Origin of the sequence: Bacteroides sp. 41_26, from assembly GCF_949740115.1 — a bacterium.
GTDB classification, from domain to species: Bacteria; Bacteroidota; Bacteroidia; order Bacteroidales; family Bacteroidaceae; genus Bacteroides; species Bacteroides nordii.
Genome location: NZ_CATJGZ010000089.1, coordinates 54,782 through 70,901, shown reverse-complemented (window position 1 = coordinate 70,901; position 16,120 = coordinate 54,782). Strand labels below are relative to the sequence as shown.

Sequence of the window (16,120 nt, the reverse complement as noted above, 5' to 3'; positions counted from 1 at the left end):
ACATTGTGGCAGATGGCAGTAGTTGTTAAATAGCTCCGTATTGATAACAGACATTATGGCAGTGTACTCTTCAAGAGTAATGTGAGAATCTGTTTCACCCTATAAAGTGGTATTGAGAGTGCTTTCTAATAATGGAACTAAAATGGTTAGAAAACTTTATATAATATGTAACGGCATCTTGTTATATAATTTTTATTTATACATTGAATGTGTTATACCTGGTTATAAACTCTGATCAGATCTTCCGATCAGTTGAAATAACTAAATAATATAAATTAGAAAGTTCTAATAAATTTCTACATCACAGTGTTCATGGGAATTCTATGCATGAATCGCTTCTTGTTGATGGACTGTATATTAACCTCAGAGTATGTCGAGTTGAACCTATTCGTTTTGCCATACGTTCTTTTCATATAGACGAAGTAATCAGAATCGTCACATTTCGGTTGGAAAATGTGGCATATTGTTTCACCTTTAAACGTATACGAATATGAAAACTTTATTTGTTTTTCTGTTTGTTTTGCTTGCATTTTACTCCTGTGATATGGACGATCCGATTAGCGCAGAAGATTCATCGGTTGCGACCGATAAAAGTACTGATGCTATCGATGTAACTGCCAAACCAGGTAGTTATCTCATCTGGCTTAATGGAACAAGTGCAGAAACAAAGAAGATTGCAGATCGGCTGCAAACTGTGAATCATTATGACAAGATGTTGTCTTTTAATGATTTACCCGGAGTGGATAAGTCGGCAACACTGGTCACAATGGCAAGAGATACCCTGAATGACTTGACTATCGTTAGTAATGCTGTCGATTTTATTGCGGGTACTTATACTCCTGAAATGATACAAAATATTCGCCATAATCACCAGGGAGTAATTTTAATTGCCAATGATGGTAAAGGCGAGGACTTGAAAACGCAGATGCTTAAGCTTTTTGGGCTTTATGTGGATAAGGGGTATTATAAAGTCAGTTTTCCACGTGAACAGCGGTATGCTTATTATGATGTGAATGATCCGGATGCTTTGAAGAAACTTTGCGGCACAGGAGGGCTCAGTCCCGACACGCGCGGTATGTTTTTTTCCCCCGGACCTACGGACGATCCATCGGCTCCGGAAGTAACTGCACGGGCGCTGCATGCTATGAAGAGAATTTACATCAGCAACCGCTTCTATGTTTATACCAGCGACTATAAATATCACATGACGGGATATGAATCGCTTTTGCCTTATACGGCAGAAACGCGGAATTACGTTCCGAAGGATGATAAAAGGTATGATGGAATGGTAGACAGAGAATGGACCATTGATACTTATAATCTACGTATCTATGCTCCGACCAATGGAGATAATATGATTGCCGTCTACAGTTCGGGTGGCAATGGATTCTCCAACAGGCTTGACAATTCACTGGTGTTCTTGGACAATCCACCCATGTATGAAACTTGGGCATTAATCTGGGGATTACGTAACAATGCCTATACGAAGATTAACATCCGTGATGACCAGCGCTCGCAACTGAACCTGAAACTGATTGATTTTGCACCCGGTCTGCCGGAAACAGAAAGTACTATCGGACATTCGTACAATAAGAGTGTAGGCTTTGATTTGGGAGTAAGCCCCGTTCTGAAAGGTGATTACCGCTGGGGGAAATCCATCACTTATCAATTGGCGGAGATGACCCGTGAAGTGACCCGTACTATTACCGATGCCGAGATGGAGTATTGCTGGAAGTGGTATCCTGAAATTCTCTTTCGGGGTAGTAAGGCTATGAATGCAAATGGCATGATTAATGGTTCTGCCATGATTTCGCCTGCATGGTATGATATTCTCTACGATCATGTAGCAGGTACTCCAGGTACGGACAATGTTTTCTGCGACTATGACAACGATTTGCAGTTTAATCAAAACCTGCTCAATTACCAACAGGAGTGTGCTGTCACTGCCCGTACAACCGGTGCATCGGCAGGTGTGGTAGCTGTTGAAATTACTGACGGAATGGTGTTGCAACGTGGAGGAGCCTGGTTTACCAGCTGGGGAAAAGCCATACTACATCCTCTTCCCAGTAGTGCCGGCACAGCCTACGATACAACGGTGGATGTGCATAAAACCACTACTGTATGGATTGATTATAATAACTGGTAAAACGAACAATTAAAAAGAGATTACGATGAAAACAAAAATATTATATAAGATACTCCTACTTTCAAGTCTTCTTTTCGGGGCATGTGTACAGGATGATATCAATGATGATCCGGTAGGAAATGATGGTAACGAAGAAAAGAAGGATGTCGTCCTGATTCGTATGGGAACCGATGATGCAGAAGTAAAAGATATCACTTCCCGCCTGTTTAGCAACATACCTGCTTCCTGGGAGATAGGGAAAAAGACCATCGTTGACTACGATAAAATGGCAGATCCGGAGACGGAATTCACTACCGATATCAAGAATCCGGATATCTATACGACGGTTATATTGAATGTCAATGATGTGATTTCCGGTAAATATCCGGTGTCTTTGTTTCGTATGCTGAAATTTTATAAACGGGATTTCTATATCGTAGCGACCGGAACAACTCAGGAACAAAAAAGTGAAATGCTTTCTTTAATAGGAGTATATATGGAATCAGGCTATTACAGCATCAATTATGATAACGTGCAGCATTATCGCATTTTTCCTTCTGCCGATCCGTATGCTAAGGATAATATGATAGGCAAGGGAGTGGAATCTTTCAACCGGAGGTTGTTGGCTCGCTCCGTTGATAATCAGCCTAAAGGTATTAAACCGGATCCCGGATACAATGCGCAGATGGCTGACAAAGAGGCTTTGAAGCGAATTGAAATTTATAACCGTATTTATGGTTATACTCAGGGAGAGGGAGATATGAACTATTCCATGCAGGCGGTTCCCTATAAGATGAGAGAGGGTACTGGTCCGGATGTTATAATAGATAATGTTTGGGCAATAGATGCCTATAACTTTCAGATATATAGCAAAAACAATAACTGTATATTGAGTGTGACAAATACTGGCGGCAATGGTTTTACTGCTAATATCAAGGATTATACAACTCCCAAGGGTGCTAATGTATATGCTTATATCTGGAACATGATGCGGGAATCATCCAGTGAGGTGACAATTCACTCTGACGGGGGCATCTTCCGGGAAATCAGTTATCAGCCTCAAACGGTGAATCATGGAGCCGACTATACTGAGAACTCTTTCTGGAAAGTGTCTGTTGAGGTCTCACCCACCAAGTTGGCAGAAGAGCCCTGGGAGGCTTTAGAGGTGTCGTTTAGCAAGGAATCATCCACTGATGTATCTTATAAAACTCTGTCGATGGACTATTCTTGTAAGGGACAATTTGGCAACGGGGTGTATAGTAAACTTTGGCAGTTTATTCCCGGTGAGTTTTACGATAGAGCGGAAGCTTTTGTTTACGAAACAAGTGAAGGAAAGCGCTGGATTGATGCCGCGCAGGCCATGACACCTAATTATGTGACATGGGGAGGTTATACACTGCGTCAGAACTATTTGAGCCATATTAATAACAGTATGAAATTACAACAACAACAGTGCATCTATTCTTTGAGTTCAGATGCACAGCCTGGAGTAGTTTCTGTTGCCATCACTGATGCCATCGATCTGCAAAAGACCTATGTGCATTATAACTGCGGTATTCGCTATGGGCACGATTCGGTAAAGACAGATCTCAAAATGTCGAAGATGGTTTGGATCGATTTTAGGCAATGGGATAATTGAAAAGTTATTAAAATAACTTGGTAGCTGTACGAAACCTCTGTGACGATAAGGATTCGTACAGCTTCTGATGGTACATTGGAAGATGATCATAATCGTCGTGATTTTACAATCAATGTGCTTGCCGTTTATCTGAATAAAGTACGGTTGGAAGGGTGCAATTTTAGATGGTGTTATTCCTAATGAATATGAGGCTGCCCGTGAGTTAATGCTCAAGAAAGCAGAAAAAATGGGACTTAAACCAATAAAGTAAAAATAGGGATTCAGAGAAAGTACCGGTTGTAATTAAGTGAAATGCAACCGGTACTTTTTGTATGTGTGTCATTTTTATAAAATATTGTGCTGTGACGGAAAACCGTGACAGATCTTGTCTTTTTATTTGTTTCTGATGTTATTCTTTTTTCTTTTCTGTTTTATTTTCAAATAAAACTGTATTCATTCTCGTGAATAAACGTTTCGATGAGGATTCTGTGGCAGTGATACTGGCAGTAATAGAATCTACGCGTTCTGCTTTTTTGAATGAAGCATATAAAGAACTGGCTACGTATCCGGAAAGGTGCATACGTATTTCTCGATGCTTGTTTCAGTGGTGGCTATAAGAGTGCTACCCCGCTGCTTGCACAGAAAGGAGTACGCGTAGTGCCGAAAGTAGGATTGCCTCAGGGGAATACTTTGAGTTTCTCTTCAAGTAGTGGTGATCAGACCTCAAGTGTTTATCACGATAAAAAGCAAGGCTATTATACTTACTTCCTGATTAAAACGATTAAGGATGCAAAAGGAAACCTTTCAATGAAAGAACTCTTTGAGAAAACCAGTACTGCCGTGAAGAAAGCAACTGCTATGATTGGTAAAATACAGGAACCGCAGTGCATGGTTTCTCCTACATGGACGGAGTGGGAGAGTTTGAGGCTGGAAACTCAGATGGAGGAGTAGTGATTAGTGAGTAGTGATAAGTGATTAGTAGGCTGCGCGTCATGCCGCATGGTACTAATCACTTATCACTAAACATTAATCACTATTTCAGAGTTCGATAATCTCCTCATTACAGATCGTCAGTTTTTCAACTCCTTCGCTGGTGACAGCCCATGAGTTTTCAATACCAACAGGACCGACACCTGGTAAAACGATTTTGGGTTCTAAAGCAAATACCATACCTGGTTCCAGCTCTTGCTTCATACGTGGTGCAATTACAGGCATTTCGTTAATTTCCAATCCGATGCCATGACCAATGAAACGTGCCTGCTGGCTGATGCCCATGAAGTTTTCTGCAAATCCGGCTTTGGTAACCATATCAATGGCAGTGTTATACAAATCTTCACATACAGCTCCAGGCTTAGCCATTGAAGCAACCTCGTTTTGTATATCCAGACAAACCTGATGTGCGGCATAGGCTTTTTCACTCAGTTTGCCGATAGAGAACACGCGACTCATATCGCCCATATATCCGTTGAAGTTACCACCTAAATCCACCATTACGCTTTGGCCTTCTTTCAGCGGAGAACCATTTACTCCTCCCGGCAGTGCCGGATCGAGTCCTTCACCTCCCAAAGCAAAGTCGTAGGGAGAAGGTACAGCTGCGTTATCGCCAGTCAGTACGCTTCCCATAAAGATTTCCATACTTTGACCAAATACGCGGAAAATACCCAGTGATCCTTCCAGGCGCATCAGACGTTCAATTTCAATAGAGAATTCGCGATCAGTCATTCCCGGACGATAAGCAGAAGGAATCTGGTTGTATGCTTTGGCATGTGCAATTCCCGAGCGACGGAACAATTCTATTTCAATAGCTGTCTTTATACTTCGTGCCTGGCGGATAAGCGGGGTACCATTAACGACTTCTATATCCGGAAATATGGCAGCCAGTCGTACGTATTCCGTATAGGGCAACTCGTCACCTTCGAGCATTAGTTTAGTAGGCATGGGCAATTTCTCCTCTTTCAGGATATCTATGATTTGTTCCGGTTTACGGACAGAGAAGATATGTTCGCCTGATATATTGTTGGGACGTTTTACAAATAAGCGGGCGGGAGCGTTAAGAGGCAAGTATAAGTATCCGCTGACAACACGGCCGTACGTATAGAGCAAGTTTACATTACAAGTGATTAGGGCGGCATCAATACCTTGTTGAGCCATCAGCCAGCGTATTTTATCGCGGCGCAGTTTTAATTCCGGTTGTAACATCTCGTTATTATGTTTTGATTTTGAGATGCAAAGTTAGGCTATTTTGGTTGAAAATGAAACCTTCTGGTAAAAAAGTGCGCTACCCACGTCCTGTCACAGGAGGAGAGTAGCGCAAACCACAAATACAAATACAACTAAACAAAGTTTTTCTATTTACGATTAGACAATCCAAAGATTTACGATTAGACGATTTACCATTTACGATTGAAGTTACTTGTGAATAAATAGATGTAATTCCAATCGTAAATAGTAAATCGTCCAATCGTAAATCTTAGATAATTCCTTGTCCAAGCATCGCATGAGCCACTTTCATGAATCCTGCAATGTTGGCACCTTTCATATAATTGATATAGCCATCACTTTCAGTACCATATTTTACGCACTGGGCATGAATATCGTTCATAATCTGATGCAGATTCTTATCTACTTCTTCTGAAGTCCAGGAAATATGCATTGCATTTTGAGTCATTTCAAGACCGGAAGTTGCTACACCGCCTGCATTGACTGCTTTACCCGGACCATACATGATACGTGCAGCAAGGAATGTATCAATGGCTTCGGGGCGGCATCCCATATTAGATACTTCACCTACACACATCACTCCGTTAGCAACCAGTTGTCTGGCATCTTCTTCGTTCACTTCATTTTGAGTGGCGCAAGGCATAGCGATATCTACTTTCTGTTCCCAAGGCTTTTTACCCGGGTAGAAAGTTGCATTCGGATATTCTTCGGCGTAAGGAGCTACAATGTCATTACCACTGGCACGAAGTTCGAGCATATAGTCTATTTTCTCACCGGAAATACCATCCGGGTCATAGATGTAGCCGTCAGGACCGGAAATGGTAACCACTTTGGCACCCAATTCTGTAGCTTTAATAGCAGCACCCCATGCCACATTTCCGAAACCGGAGATAGCCACTGTTTTACCTTCAAAACTGGTCCCTTTATCTTTCAGCATTTGCTGAACGAAATAGCAGGCGCCAAAACCGGTAGCTTCGGGACGGATACGGGAACCGCCGAACTCCATGCCTTTACCGGTGAAAGTACCGGTATGTTCGCGCGTCAGCTTTTTATACATACCAAACATATAGCCTACTTCACGACCTCCTACACCTATGTCACCAGCAGGTACATCCATATCCGGACCTATATGGCGCCATAATTCAAGCATGAAAGCCTGGCAGAAACGCATGATTTCAGCATCGCTCTTTCCACGGGGAGAGAAGTCGGAACCACCTTTACCACCACCCATCGGCAGGGTAGTCAATGCGTTTTTGAATGTTTGTTCGAAGCCCAGGAACTTCAAAATGGAAAGGGTTACAGATGCATGGAAACGAATACCGCCTTTATACGGGCCGATAGCATTATTGAACTGTACGCGGTAGCCTAAATTGGTTTGTACTTCACCTTTATCATCTACCCATGTTACACGAAACGTAAAGATGCGATCTGGTTCGACAAGTCTTTCTATTATTTTGGCTTTTTCGAACTCTGGATGCAGATTGTATATATCTTCAATAGAGAGAAGTACTTCTTTGACTGCTTGGAGGTACTCAGATTCACCGGGATGCTTCGCCTCAAGAGAGGACATAATTTTCTGAATGTTCATAATACTATGTTTTAAAAGGTTCATTCTGATAAAATGTCAACTACTGACACTGCAAATATAGGAAAACTTTTCTATAAACCTCTTTTTTATGGTGATATTTTGATTAAATAATGATAAAATGATAATTTGATTTACGATTAGACGATTTACGATTTACGATTGGGATTACATAAAATTATAAGTAACTTCAATCGTAAATTGTAAATCGTCTAATCGTAAATCTCCGAATCTTCGGATTGTCTAATCGTAAATCCCCTTAATAGTTTAAAGTTTTGTTGGATCCATTCCTAAATTATACATAATAAATCCGTATATATCGGCTTGCTCTTCCAGTACTTTTTTCATTGGTTTACCCGCTCCGTGTCCGGCTTTGCTATCGATGCGGATAAGGGTTGGATTAGTACCGTCATTGCACTCCTGCAATGTAGCAGCAAATTTGAATGAGTGGGCCGGAACTACGCGGTCGTCATGATCGGCAGTAGTAACCATGGTGGCCGGATACTTCGTGTCTGGTTTCAGATTGTGTAACGGAGAGTATCCCTTAAGGTATTCGAACATTTCTTTACTGTCTTCACTTGTTCCGTAATCACTGGCCCAGTTCCAGCCGATGGTAAACTTATGATAGCGGAGCATATCCATAACTCCTACCTGCGGAATGGCTACTTTGAACAGATCGGGGCGCTGTGTCATACAGGCACCTACCAGCAAACCACCGTTTGAACCACCTACAATAGCTATTTTATCCGGATTGGTATACTCATTGTTGATAAGGAATTCTGCGGCAGAAATAAAATCATTGAACACATTTTGCTTTTGCATCTTAGTACCGGCAACGTGCCATTCTTCACCATATTCATTACCACCTCGCAGGTTTACCTGTGCATAGATACCTCCGTTTTCAAGAAATGGAATACGGTTGATACTGAATCCCGGGTTGAGGCTGATACCAAATCCTCCGTATCCGTAAAGGAATACCGGATTTTGGCCGTCTCTCTTCAAGTCTTTTTTATACGTAAGAAATATCGGAATCATAACACCGTCTTTGCTTGGGAAGAAGATCTGTTCGGTTATAAAATCGTCCGGATTGAACTTTACTTTCGGAGCACGGTATAACTCTGAGGTATTTGTGTCTATGTCGTACTTATAGGTAGTTCCTGGAATAGTAAATGAAGTGAAGCCAAAGAAACATTCCTTATCATCTTTGGTACCACTGAAACTTACAGAACCCAATGAAGGGAGTTCGATTTCGTGTAGTCTTTTCCCGTTAAGATCATGAACATAAGCATGGTTGGATGCATCCTTGTCGTAAGTCAGAAAGAGTTTGCCACCAATTATTTCTGCATCCGAAAGAACCGAAGCTTTTTCGGGTACGAGTTCTGTCCAGTTTTCCAGCAGCGGGTTATTGATATCGGCTATCATGATCCGGTTTTTCGGAGCTCCGTAATTAGTAAATATGTATATTTTGTTATCGATAACTTCGATAGGAGAGTATTGGTAGTCGAAGTCGGTGGTTAATTGCAAGAGTGTTGCATTGGGGCTCTTTAAATCTTTTATAAATAGATTGTTACCTCTTCCGGCTCCCGATTCATATATAAAGAGAATACGTTCGTCTTTGCTTGTACTGGCAGAGTAGAAGCGTTTTGGGTATGCAGGATTCTCGTATATCAGTTTATCCTCGGTTTGAGGAGTACCGATTTTATGATAATATATCTTATGATTTTCATTGACGTTGGAAAATTCTTTACCTTTTGCCGGAGCATCATATGCACTATAGTAAAATCCATCTCCTTGCCAGGCTGCTCCTGTGAACTTGGCCCAGTTAATATGATCTTCGAGCAGTTTACCTGTGGCGGTATCCATTACATAGATCTCGGACCAGTCCGAACCACTCCGCGAAATGGTATATGCCGTATATTTACCATCGTTGGAAAAAGAGAGGCTGGTGAGTGCTACCGTACCATCATCCGACAATTGGTTCGGATCCAGAAAAACACGGGCTTCTCCGTCTAATGAGTCTTGTACATATAATACACTCTGGTTTTGCAATCCGTCATTTTTATAAAAATAGTATTTTCCATGTTTCTTGAATGGAGTACCTATTTTCTCGTAATTTGCCAGATCGGTTAAGCGTTTCAACAGTTGCTCACGGAAGGGTATTTGAGCAAGATATGCATTGGTTACTTTGTTTTCTGCTTCTACCCAGGCGGCAGTAGCTGCACTGGTATCGTTCTCCAACCAGCGATAAGGATCGGAGACTTTTGTCCCGAAATATACATCTACACTGTCTACTTTGGCTGTTTTAGGATAGACCAATTTTTTTTGTTGGGATGTACATGACATGACCATAATTCCACTTAATAATAAGACTGTTTTTTTCATTATAAATAGTTGTTTGTAGTGAGAAAAGTACAAATATATACAGAAGCGGCGAAATAACCACCTTTAATTCTATAAAATTCATTTGCATTTCCCGATAAAAAAGGCGAATTTTGTCTTTCAATTTTTAACTACAGGAAATCCATGCTCAGTAAATACAAATTAAATCAGCTTTATTTCAAAGATACGCAGTTTGCCAATCTGATGACGCGGCGTATTTTCAATGTCCTGTTGATAGCCAATCCGTATGACGCTTTTATGCTTGAAGATGACGGGCGTATTGATGAAAAAATTTTTAACGAATATACTTCCTTGTCGCTTCGCTATCCTCCCCGTTTTTCGCAGGTTTCTACAGAAGAGGAGGCTCTGGCACTGCTTGCAAGTATGACATTTGATCTTGTTATTTGTATGCCGGGTACGGGAGATAATGACAGTTTTGATATCGGGCGTCACATTAAGAGTCTGTATGAGCACATTCCTATAGTCATTCTTACGCCTTTCAGTCATGGTATTACAGCGCGTATTGCCGATGAAGATCTGAGTGCGTTTGATTATGTATTTTGCTGGTTGGGTAATACCGATCTGCTGGTATCTATCATTAAATTGATAGAAGATAAGATGAATCTGGAGCACGATGTGGCAGAAGTAGGGGTACAGCTTATTTTGCTGGTAGAAGACGGTATCCGTTTCTACTCTTCGGTGTTGCCAAACCTGTATAAGTTTGTCTTGAAACAGAGCCAGGAGTTCTCTACTGAGGCCCTGAATGCCCACCAGCGTACTTTGCGTATGCGTGGACGTCCTAAAATAGTGCTGGCACGTACGTATGAGGAAGCTATTACGCTGTACGAAAAATATAAAAACAATATACTTGGGGTGATTACCGATGTACGGTTTCCTCGCGTAGAGCGTGGAGAAAAAGATGGGTTGGCAGGTATTAAACTTTGTGCTGCCATACGAAAAGAAGATCCGTTCGTGCCCCTTATTATTCAGTCGTCCGAATCGGAGAATTCTGCTTATGCTGCCAAATATGGTGCCAGTTTTATTGATAAGAATTCCAAGAAAATGGATGTGGATCTGCGCCGTATTGTTTCTGATAACTTTGGTTTCGGAGATTTTGTCTTTCGTAACCCCGAAACGGGAGAGGAGATTGCCCGTGTGCGGAACCTGAAAGAACTGCAAAATATTCTCTTTGCTGTTCCGGCCGAATCATTTTTATATCATATTTCCCGTAATCACGTGTCGCGCTGGTTGTATTCGCGGGCTATGTTTCCTGTTGCCGAATTCCTTAAACCTATCACCTGGAATAGCTTGCAGGATGTAGATGCTCACCGGCGGATTATCTTCGAGGCCATTGTGAAGTATCGTAAGATGAAAAATCAGGGTGTAGTGGCTGTTTTTAAGCGCGATCGCTTCGACCGTTATTCCAATTTTGCCCGTATTGGCGATGGGTCTTTGGGAGGAAAAGGACGTGGACTGGCTTTCATTGATAATATGGTGAAGCGCCATCCTGAATTTGAAGAATTTGAGAATGCCCGTGTTGCCATTCCGAAGACGGTAGTACTCTGTACGGATGTCTTTGATGAGTTTATGGATACGAATAATTTATATCAGATAGCTCTTTCCGATGCCGATGATGATATAATTCTGAAATATTTCCTGAAGGCAAAGCTGCCGGACAGACTGGTGGAAGATTTCTTTACCTTCTTTGATGTAGTGAAGTCGCCTATTGCCATTCGTTCTTCTTCATTACTCGAAGACTCACATTATCAGCCATTTGCCGGAATTTATAATACTTATATGATTCCTTATCTGGATGATAAGTACGAGATGCTCCGTATGCTTTCTGATGCTATCAAGGGGGTGTATGCTTCTGTCTATTTTAAAGATAGTAAAGCATATATGCAGGCTACCTCCAATGTGATCGATCAGGAAAAGATGGCTGTTATTCTGCAAGAAGTGGTGGGTAACCAGTATGGCGACCGTTATTATCCGTCTATGTCTGGTGTGGCTCGTTCGCTCCATTACTATCCGATAGGAGATGAGAAAGCAGAAGAAGGTACTGTCAATCTGGCTCTTGGTTTGGGAAAATATATCGTAGATGGCGGAATGACGCTTCGTTTCTCTCCCTATCACCCCAACCAGGTATTACAGACCAGTGAAATGGAGATTGCCTTGAAGGAGACGCAAACCCGTTTTTATGCGCTCGATCTTAAAAATGCCGGAGAAGACTTTTCTATTGATGATGGATTCAATCTGCTGAAACTTCATGTGAAAGAGGCGGAAAAAGATGGTGCGTTGCGTTACATTGCTTCTACTTATGATCCTTACGATCAGGTGATTCGGGATGGATTGTATCCGGGAGGGCGCAAAGTGATCACGTTTGCCAATATCCTGCAACATGATGTATTCCCTCTGGCTCGTATCCTGCAATTGGTTCTGAAGCATAGCGAACAGGAAATGCGTCGCCCTGTAGAGATAGAGTTTGCTGCTACTTTGAGCCGCGAACAGGATAAGACGGGTACATTCTATCTGTTGCAGATTCGTCCCATTGTCGATACAAAAGAGATACTTGACGAAGATCTCACCACCATTCCGGATGAAGATGTCATTCTGCGTTCTAACAACTCATTAGGGCACGGAATCATGAATGAGGTGTGTGATATCATTTATGTTAAGACCGACGGATACAGTGCTTCCAATAATCAGGCTATTGCCTGGGAGATAGAAAAGATGAATCAGCAGTTCTTAAACGAAGGGAAGAATTATGTGCTGGTTGGCCCCGGACGATGGGGAAGTAGTGATACCTGGCTCGGTATTCCGGTGAAGTGGCCGCATATCTCTGCTGCCCGTGTCATTGTGGAAGCCGGGCTGACGAACTATCGGGTAGATCCCAGCCAGGGAACACACTTCTTCCAGAACCTTACTTCGTTTGGAGTGGGTTACTTCACTATTAATGCTTTTATGAATGACGGTGTTTACAATCAGGATTTCCTGAACGCACAGCCTGCTGTTGAGGAAACTAAATTCTTGCGGCATGTGCGGTTTGAGAAACCAATAGTAGTGAAGATGGATGGTAAGAAAAAGCTGGGAGTGGTATTGATGCCACAAGATTGATTCTTTTGGTGGCGTTTTACTTTCAACTTTCACTATAGAACTCTGAGAGACAGTTTTGATTTAGCTCTGTTATGTAGTCTGTTTGTTATTGAATGCGTAATGGAGCTGAATCAAAAGTTACAATATTTTGAACGCAAATATCCCCACATATCCACTTTATTAAATTTTTAGTAGTGTAGATCATAAAGTAGATTTCCATCTTAAATGTAATTTAGTTTCCACTTTAGCCAAAAGAAAATTCAACATTCTCAATGCTTGCAAAAAGCATTCCTTCTTTTTTTCTTAAAAAGACTTTGCTTTCTCTGGCCAGCCAACCAATAGCAAGAGCTACATCTTCAAACGTCAAACCCAGCTCATGGCATAAATCGAACATGGAAAGTTCACCTTTTTCATTTAAGATACGCCACACTTTTCCTGCATTTAAGCCAATTTTATTCTTTTCCATAATGCAAACTTTAGAAGATTAAACAATTTATTTATCTATAATTTAATCATTGTGAGCATATGAAAATAATGTTATACACATTACCTATCCACAAAGATAACATTTTTACAGAAAAAAACAAACTTAATCTGTATTAATTGGAAATGAAATCACCTTGAATTACTCTCATATTGAAATAATTATATTTATCTTTTTGTAATTATTTAGAGATGTAGAAACGGTGCGAAAATGGAAAGATAGGATAGCTTGCAAGTTGGAAAAATATTACAAGGAATAAGGTTTTTAAATGCTTGACTATTAGTGTTATATGTAAGCGGCTTTTTTCTCTACGAGGAATGGGTCGAAACTCTACGAGGAATGGGGTGAAACTCTACGAGAAATGAATCGATTCTCGTAGAATTATAAGTCGGATGTTTGCAATATTTTACAGGTAATATTTATAAAGAGAAATTATCTTGTTCTTGTTGTAATAAAAAATGCTTCAATTTATGGGTAGAATATTAGAACCTGTTTTCTGTTGAATAAGAATGTACACTTTGGTATCCTAAGAATGTACAGTTTTGCTATACAAGAATGTACATTCTTATTATACAAAAGTGTACATTCTTGTAAGTGTTGATTATCAGATTGTTATAGGTGTGATTCTAACTTGCTGAATTACGAATTCTATAGTAGTTTGATTCGTTATTATTCAGTATAAAATTAATCCGGCTAACGGGTAGTGCATCTATAAGAATGCAGGCAATTTCTATTGGTTGTTATTGGTATATAGGTTATATATGACTTTAGATACCTTTGGAAATGAAATCTTTAATCTCTTCTTCACTAGGTAGCTGGACTTTGTATTTTTGCACAAAAATATTGGGGTCTAAACCTGCTGTTGCATAACGGACTAAAGTGTCTCCTTTTTCCGTGCACAATAAGATACCAATTGGAGGGTTATCATCAGGTTGCATTATTTCTGCTTTGAAGTAGTTGAGATACATATTCAGCTGGGATGCATATTCATGGTGGAATTTGTCAATTTTCAATTCCACTATTACATGGCATTTATCCACGAATTGTTTCCATTTCATAAAAAGCACGTTTGACGGGATTGTCAATAGCTGATATTAAAGACAGGTTAGAGTAAGTAAGTTTATTGAATAGCTTATCAGCTGGAATCATCCATTTATGTATATCCATCAATTCGGCGGATGTCATCCGCCGAATCTCATTTTCATATTTGGCGGATGCCATCTGCCGAATTGGGGTAGCGAATTCTGTAGTCAGTGACCAACGGATTTCCGGGTTTGACATAACATATCCTAAGACTTCTTCTTTTAATTGCGGATAAATTAGATACAAACGTCTGAATTCCCGGAATCTACGCTCATTTAACCCTTTGGTGTTTAATCGCTTTTCTAAATTCTTTAAAAGTTGCTCACCGTAGGTTGCACGGTCTTCGCCATGCTGTTCAAACTCAACAATGTAGCATCCCATTAACCAATTGCGGGAAGTTAGTGCAAGATTTACAGAATGTGCAGCTTGTGCTTGCAAGGTATTCTGAATGGCACTGATGTGATTAACTAAAGATTCAAAGTTCATATTTTTACTCTTTAGAAGACATAAGCACATCTTGCAGATAATATATAGACTGCACCATTATCTTTATGTGAGTTTGATTCGTTATTATTCAGTATAAAATTAATCCGGCTAACGGGTAGTGCATCTATAACTTACTTCTGCTTTTCCAGATTTTGAATACGTTGCTCAAGCGCGGCGTATTTTTCATCTTTCTCTTTTAGTAAGCGTTCATAAAGTTCGGTGATTTTGTCGATAGGATTAAAAGCATTTTTTAGATTATTTGAATAACCTGTCGGAACAGTTACTCCCTCTTTATTATCATGTACATCATTTGTTATACTTTCAAATACCACTGATGGCGCATCTTCTTCCAGCGTTTTCAGATATTCTACCGGTACATTCAGTGCTCTGGCAAATCTTTGCAGTATTTCATCATCAATCGTTTTTGTTCTTTCGTATCTCGAAATCGCAGGTTGTGACAGATGTACAAGCTCAGACATGGCATCCTGTTTGATCCCTTTTTCAATACGGGTGCGTCTTATATTATGTCCATGATGGACATTCAGGTTCTGTAATTCTTCTGTTTCCATGTTTTTTTAGTTTTTCAACAATTACTATCAGCAAAAAGTTTCATCCGAAGCAAATATACGAAAAAAACGAATAGAATGAATAAAACGAATATTACTTTGCCCAAAATGAAATAAATTGAATGTATTTATATTTGCCGGTATAGTTTGTTTACACTTAATTTGTAAATTCAAGAATGATTAAAATAGGGGGTAAAATGATTAAGTTATTGACAACTAAAGAGTCTACGTTATTAAGAAAACTGGCTAACCTATTAAAAGAGTATGATGCTATCATCTCCTGTGATACTTCGGATGAAGTTAAAATTATTGTTTTTGAAGGAGATAAAGATGTCAAAAGAGTACCTATAATGCTCCCGAAGAGTTTTGATGAAGAGGATATTGCGGATCTGTTAAATGAAACAAGCAGGCAGATAGAGTGGATAGCCAAAAATAAAGAAGTTAATTTGCTCCTTCCGGATGAAGAGAAGGGCTGAGGCTT

At 40.3% G+C, this 16,120-nt stretch carries 9 protein-coding genes and 3 pseudogenes; 6 read left to right on the top strand and 6 right to left on the bottom strand.

Annotation, left to right across the window (positions count from 1 at the left end):
- Nucleotides 1-490 precede the first annotated feature (490 nt).
- The 4 genes and pseudogenes from QX565_RS13790 to QX565_RS13775 all read left to right on the top strand — a co-directional run.
- Nucleotides 491-2,146 carry an ATP-binding protein gene (locus QX565_RS13790; protein WP_221649607.1) on the top strand — a complete coding sequence of 552 codons (1,656 nt, stop codon included), beginning with the start codon at nt 491-493 and terminating at the stop codon, nt 2,144-2,146.
- A gap of 25 nt (nt 2,147-2,171) precedes the next feature.
- Nucleotides 2,172-3,764, top strand: coding sequence for a hypothetical protein (locus tag QX565_RS13785; protein WP_289293077.1), 1,593 nt, complete (start codon nt 2,172-2,174; stop codon nt 3,762-3,764).
- A 66-nt stretch (nt 3,765-3,830) separates the two neighbouring features.
- Nucleotides 3,831-3,908 (top strand): annotated as a pseudogene (locus tag QX565_RS20650) (hypothetical protein); the annotation flags it as partial.
- Between the two features lie 368 nt (nt 3,909-4,276).
- Nucleotides 4,277-4,694: pseudogene (locus tag QX565_RS13775) on the top strand (caspase family protein); the annotation flags it as partial.
- 87 nt (nt 4,695-4,781) lie between these two features.
- Here QX565_RS13775 and QX565_RS13770 read toward each other — a convergent pair.
- The 3 genes from QX565_RS13770 to QX565_RS13760 all read right to left on the bottom strand — a co-directional run bounded on the left by QX565_RS13770 (nt 4,782) and on the right by QX565_RS13760 (nt 9,930).
- The gene (locus QX565_RS13770) at nt 4,782-5,942 is read right to left on the bottom strand and encodes a M24 family metallopeptidase (protein WP_221649609.1); all 1,161 of its coding nucleotides are present in this window, start codon (nt 5,940-5,942) and stop codon (nt 4,782-4,784) included.
- Nucleotides 5,943-6,213: 271 nt separating this feature from the next.
- Complete coding sequence (gdhA, locus tag QX565_RS13765; RefSeq protein ID WP_221649610.1) at nt 6,214-7,551, bottom strand: NADP-specific glutamate dehydrogenase; 1,338 nt, start codon at nt 7,549-7,551, stop codon at nt 6,214-6,216.
- 264 nt (nt 7,552-7,815) lie between these two features.
- Nucleotides 7,816-9,930, bottom strand: coding sequence for a prolyl oligopeptidase family serine peptidase (locus QX565_RS13760; RefSeq protein WP_289293071.1), 2,115 nt, complete (start codon nt 9,928-9,930; stop codon nt 7,816-7,818).
- 141 nt (nt 9,931-10,071) lie between these two features.
- On the opposite strand from QX565_RS13760, the gene QX565_RS13755 reads away from it, so the two are divergent.
- Nucleotides 10,072-13,041 (top strand): PEP/pyruvate-binding domain-containing protein, encoded by a 2,970-nt coding sequence (locus tag QX565_RS13755; RefSeq protein ID WP_289293069.1) that lies wholly within the window; start codon nt 10,072-10,074, stop codon nt 13,039-13,041.
- Nucleotides 13,042-13,264: 223 nt separating this feature from the next.
- On the opposite strand, the gene QX565_RS13750 is transcribed toward QX565_RS13755, so the two are convergent.
- The 3 genes and pseudogenes from QX565_RS13750 to QX565_RS13740 form a co-directional block, all read right to left on the bottom strand.
- Complete coding sequence (locus tag QX565_RS13750) at nt 13,265-13,489, bottom strand: winged helix-turn-helix domain-containing protein (protein ID WP_221649620.1); 225 nt, start codon at nt 13,487-13,489, stop codon at nt 13,265-13,267.
- Nucleotides 13,490-14,271: 782 nt separating this feature from the next.
- A pseudogene (locus tag QX565_RS13745) lies at nt 14,272-15,073 on the bottom strand (PDDEXK nuclease domain-containing protein).
- Between the two features lie 131 nt (nt 15,074-15,204).
- Nucleotides 15,205-15,642, bottom strand: a complete 438-nt coding sequence (locus QX565_RS13740; protein ID WP_221651173.1) for a helix-turn-helix domain-containing protein — start codon at nt 15,640-15,642, stop codon at nt 15,205-15,207.
- Nucleotides 15,643-15,836: 194 nt separating this feature from the next.
- On the opposite strand from QX565_RS13740, the gene QX565_RS13735 reads away from it, so the two are divergent.
- A complete protein-coding gene (locus tag QX565_RS13735; protein WP_289293067.1) occupies nt 15,837-16,115 on the top strand; it encodes a hypothetical protein in 279 nt (92 codons plus the stop codon).
- Nucleotides 16,116-16,120: the final 5 nt, after the last annotated feature.

What these genes read in the sequence shown, in the direction of transcription:
- QX565_RS13790 (WP_221649607.1), top strand. Translation starts at nt 491, where the DNA reads ATGAAAACTTTATTTGTTTTTCTGTTTGTTTTGCTTGCATTTTACTCC.
- QX565_RS13785 (WP_289293077.1), top strand. Translation starts at nt 2,172, where the DNA reads ATGAAAACAAAAATATTATATAAGATACTCCTACTTTCAAGTCTTCTT.
- QX565_RS13770 (WP_221649609.1), bottom strand. Translation starts at nt 5,942, where the DNA reads ATGTTACAACCGGAATTAAAACTGCGCCGCGATAAAATACGCTGGCTG.
- gdhA (WP_221649610.1), bottom strand. Translation starts at nt 7,551, where the DNA reads ATGAACATTCAGAAAATTATGTCCTCTCTTGAGGCGAAGCATCCCGGT.
- QX565_RS13760 (WP_289293071.1), bottom strand. Translation starts at nt 9,930, where the DNA reads ATGAAAAAAACAGTCTTATTATTAAGTGGAATTATGGTCATGTCATGT.
- QX565_RS13755 (WP_289293069.1), top strand. Translation starts at nt 10,072, where the DNA reads ATGCTCAGTAAATACAAATTAAATCAGCTTTATTTCAAAGATACGCAG.
- QX565_RS13740 (WP_221651173.1), bottom strand. Translation starts at nt 15,642, where the DNA reads ATGGAAACAGAAGAATTACAGAACCTGAATGTCCATCATGGACATAAT.
- QX565_RS13735 (WP_289293067.1), top strand. Translation starts at nt 15,837, where the DNA reads ATGATTAAGTTATTGACAACTAAAGAGTCTACGTTATTAAGAAAACTG.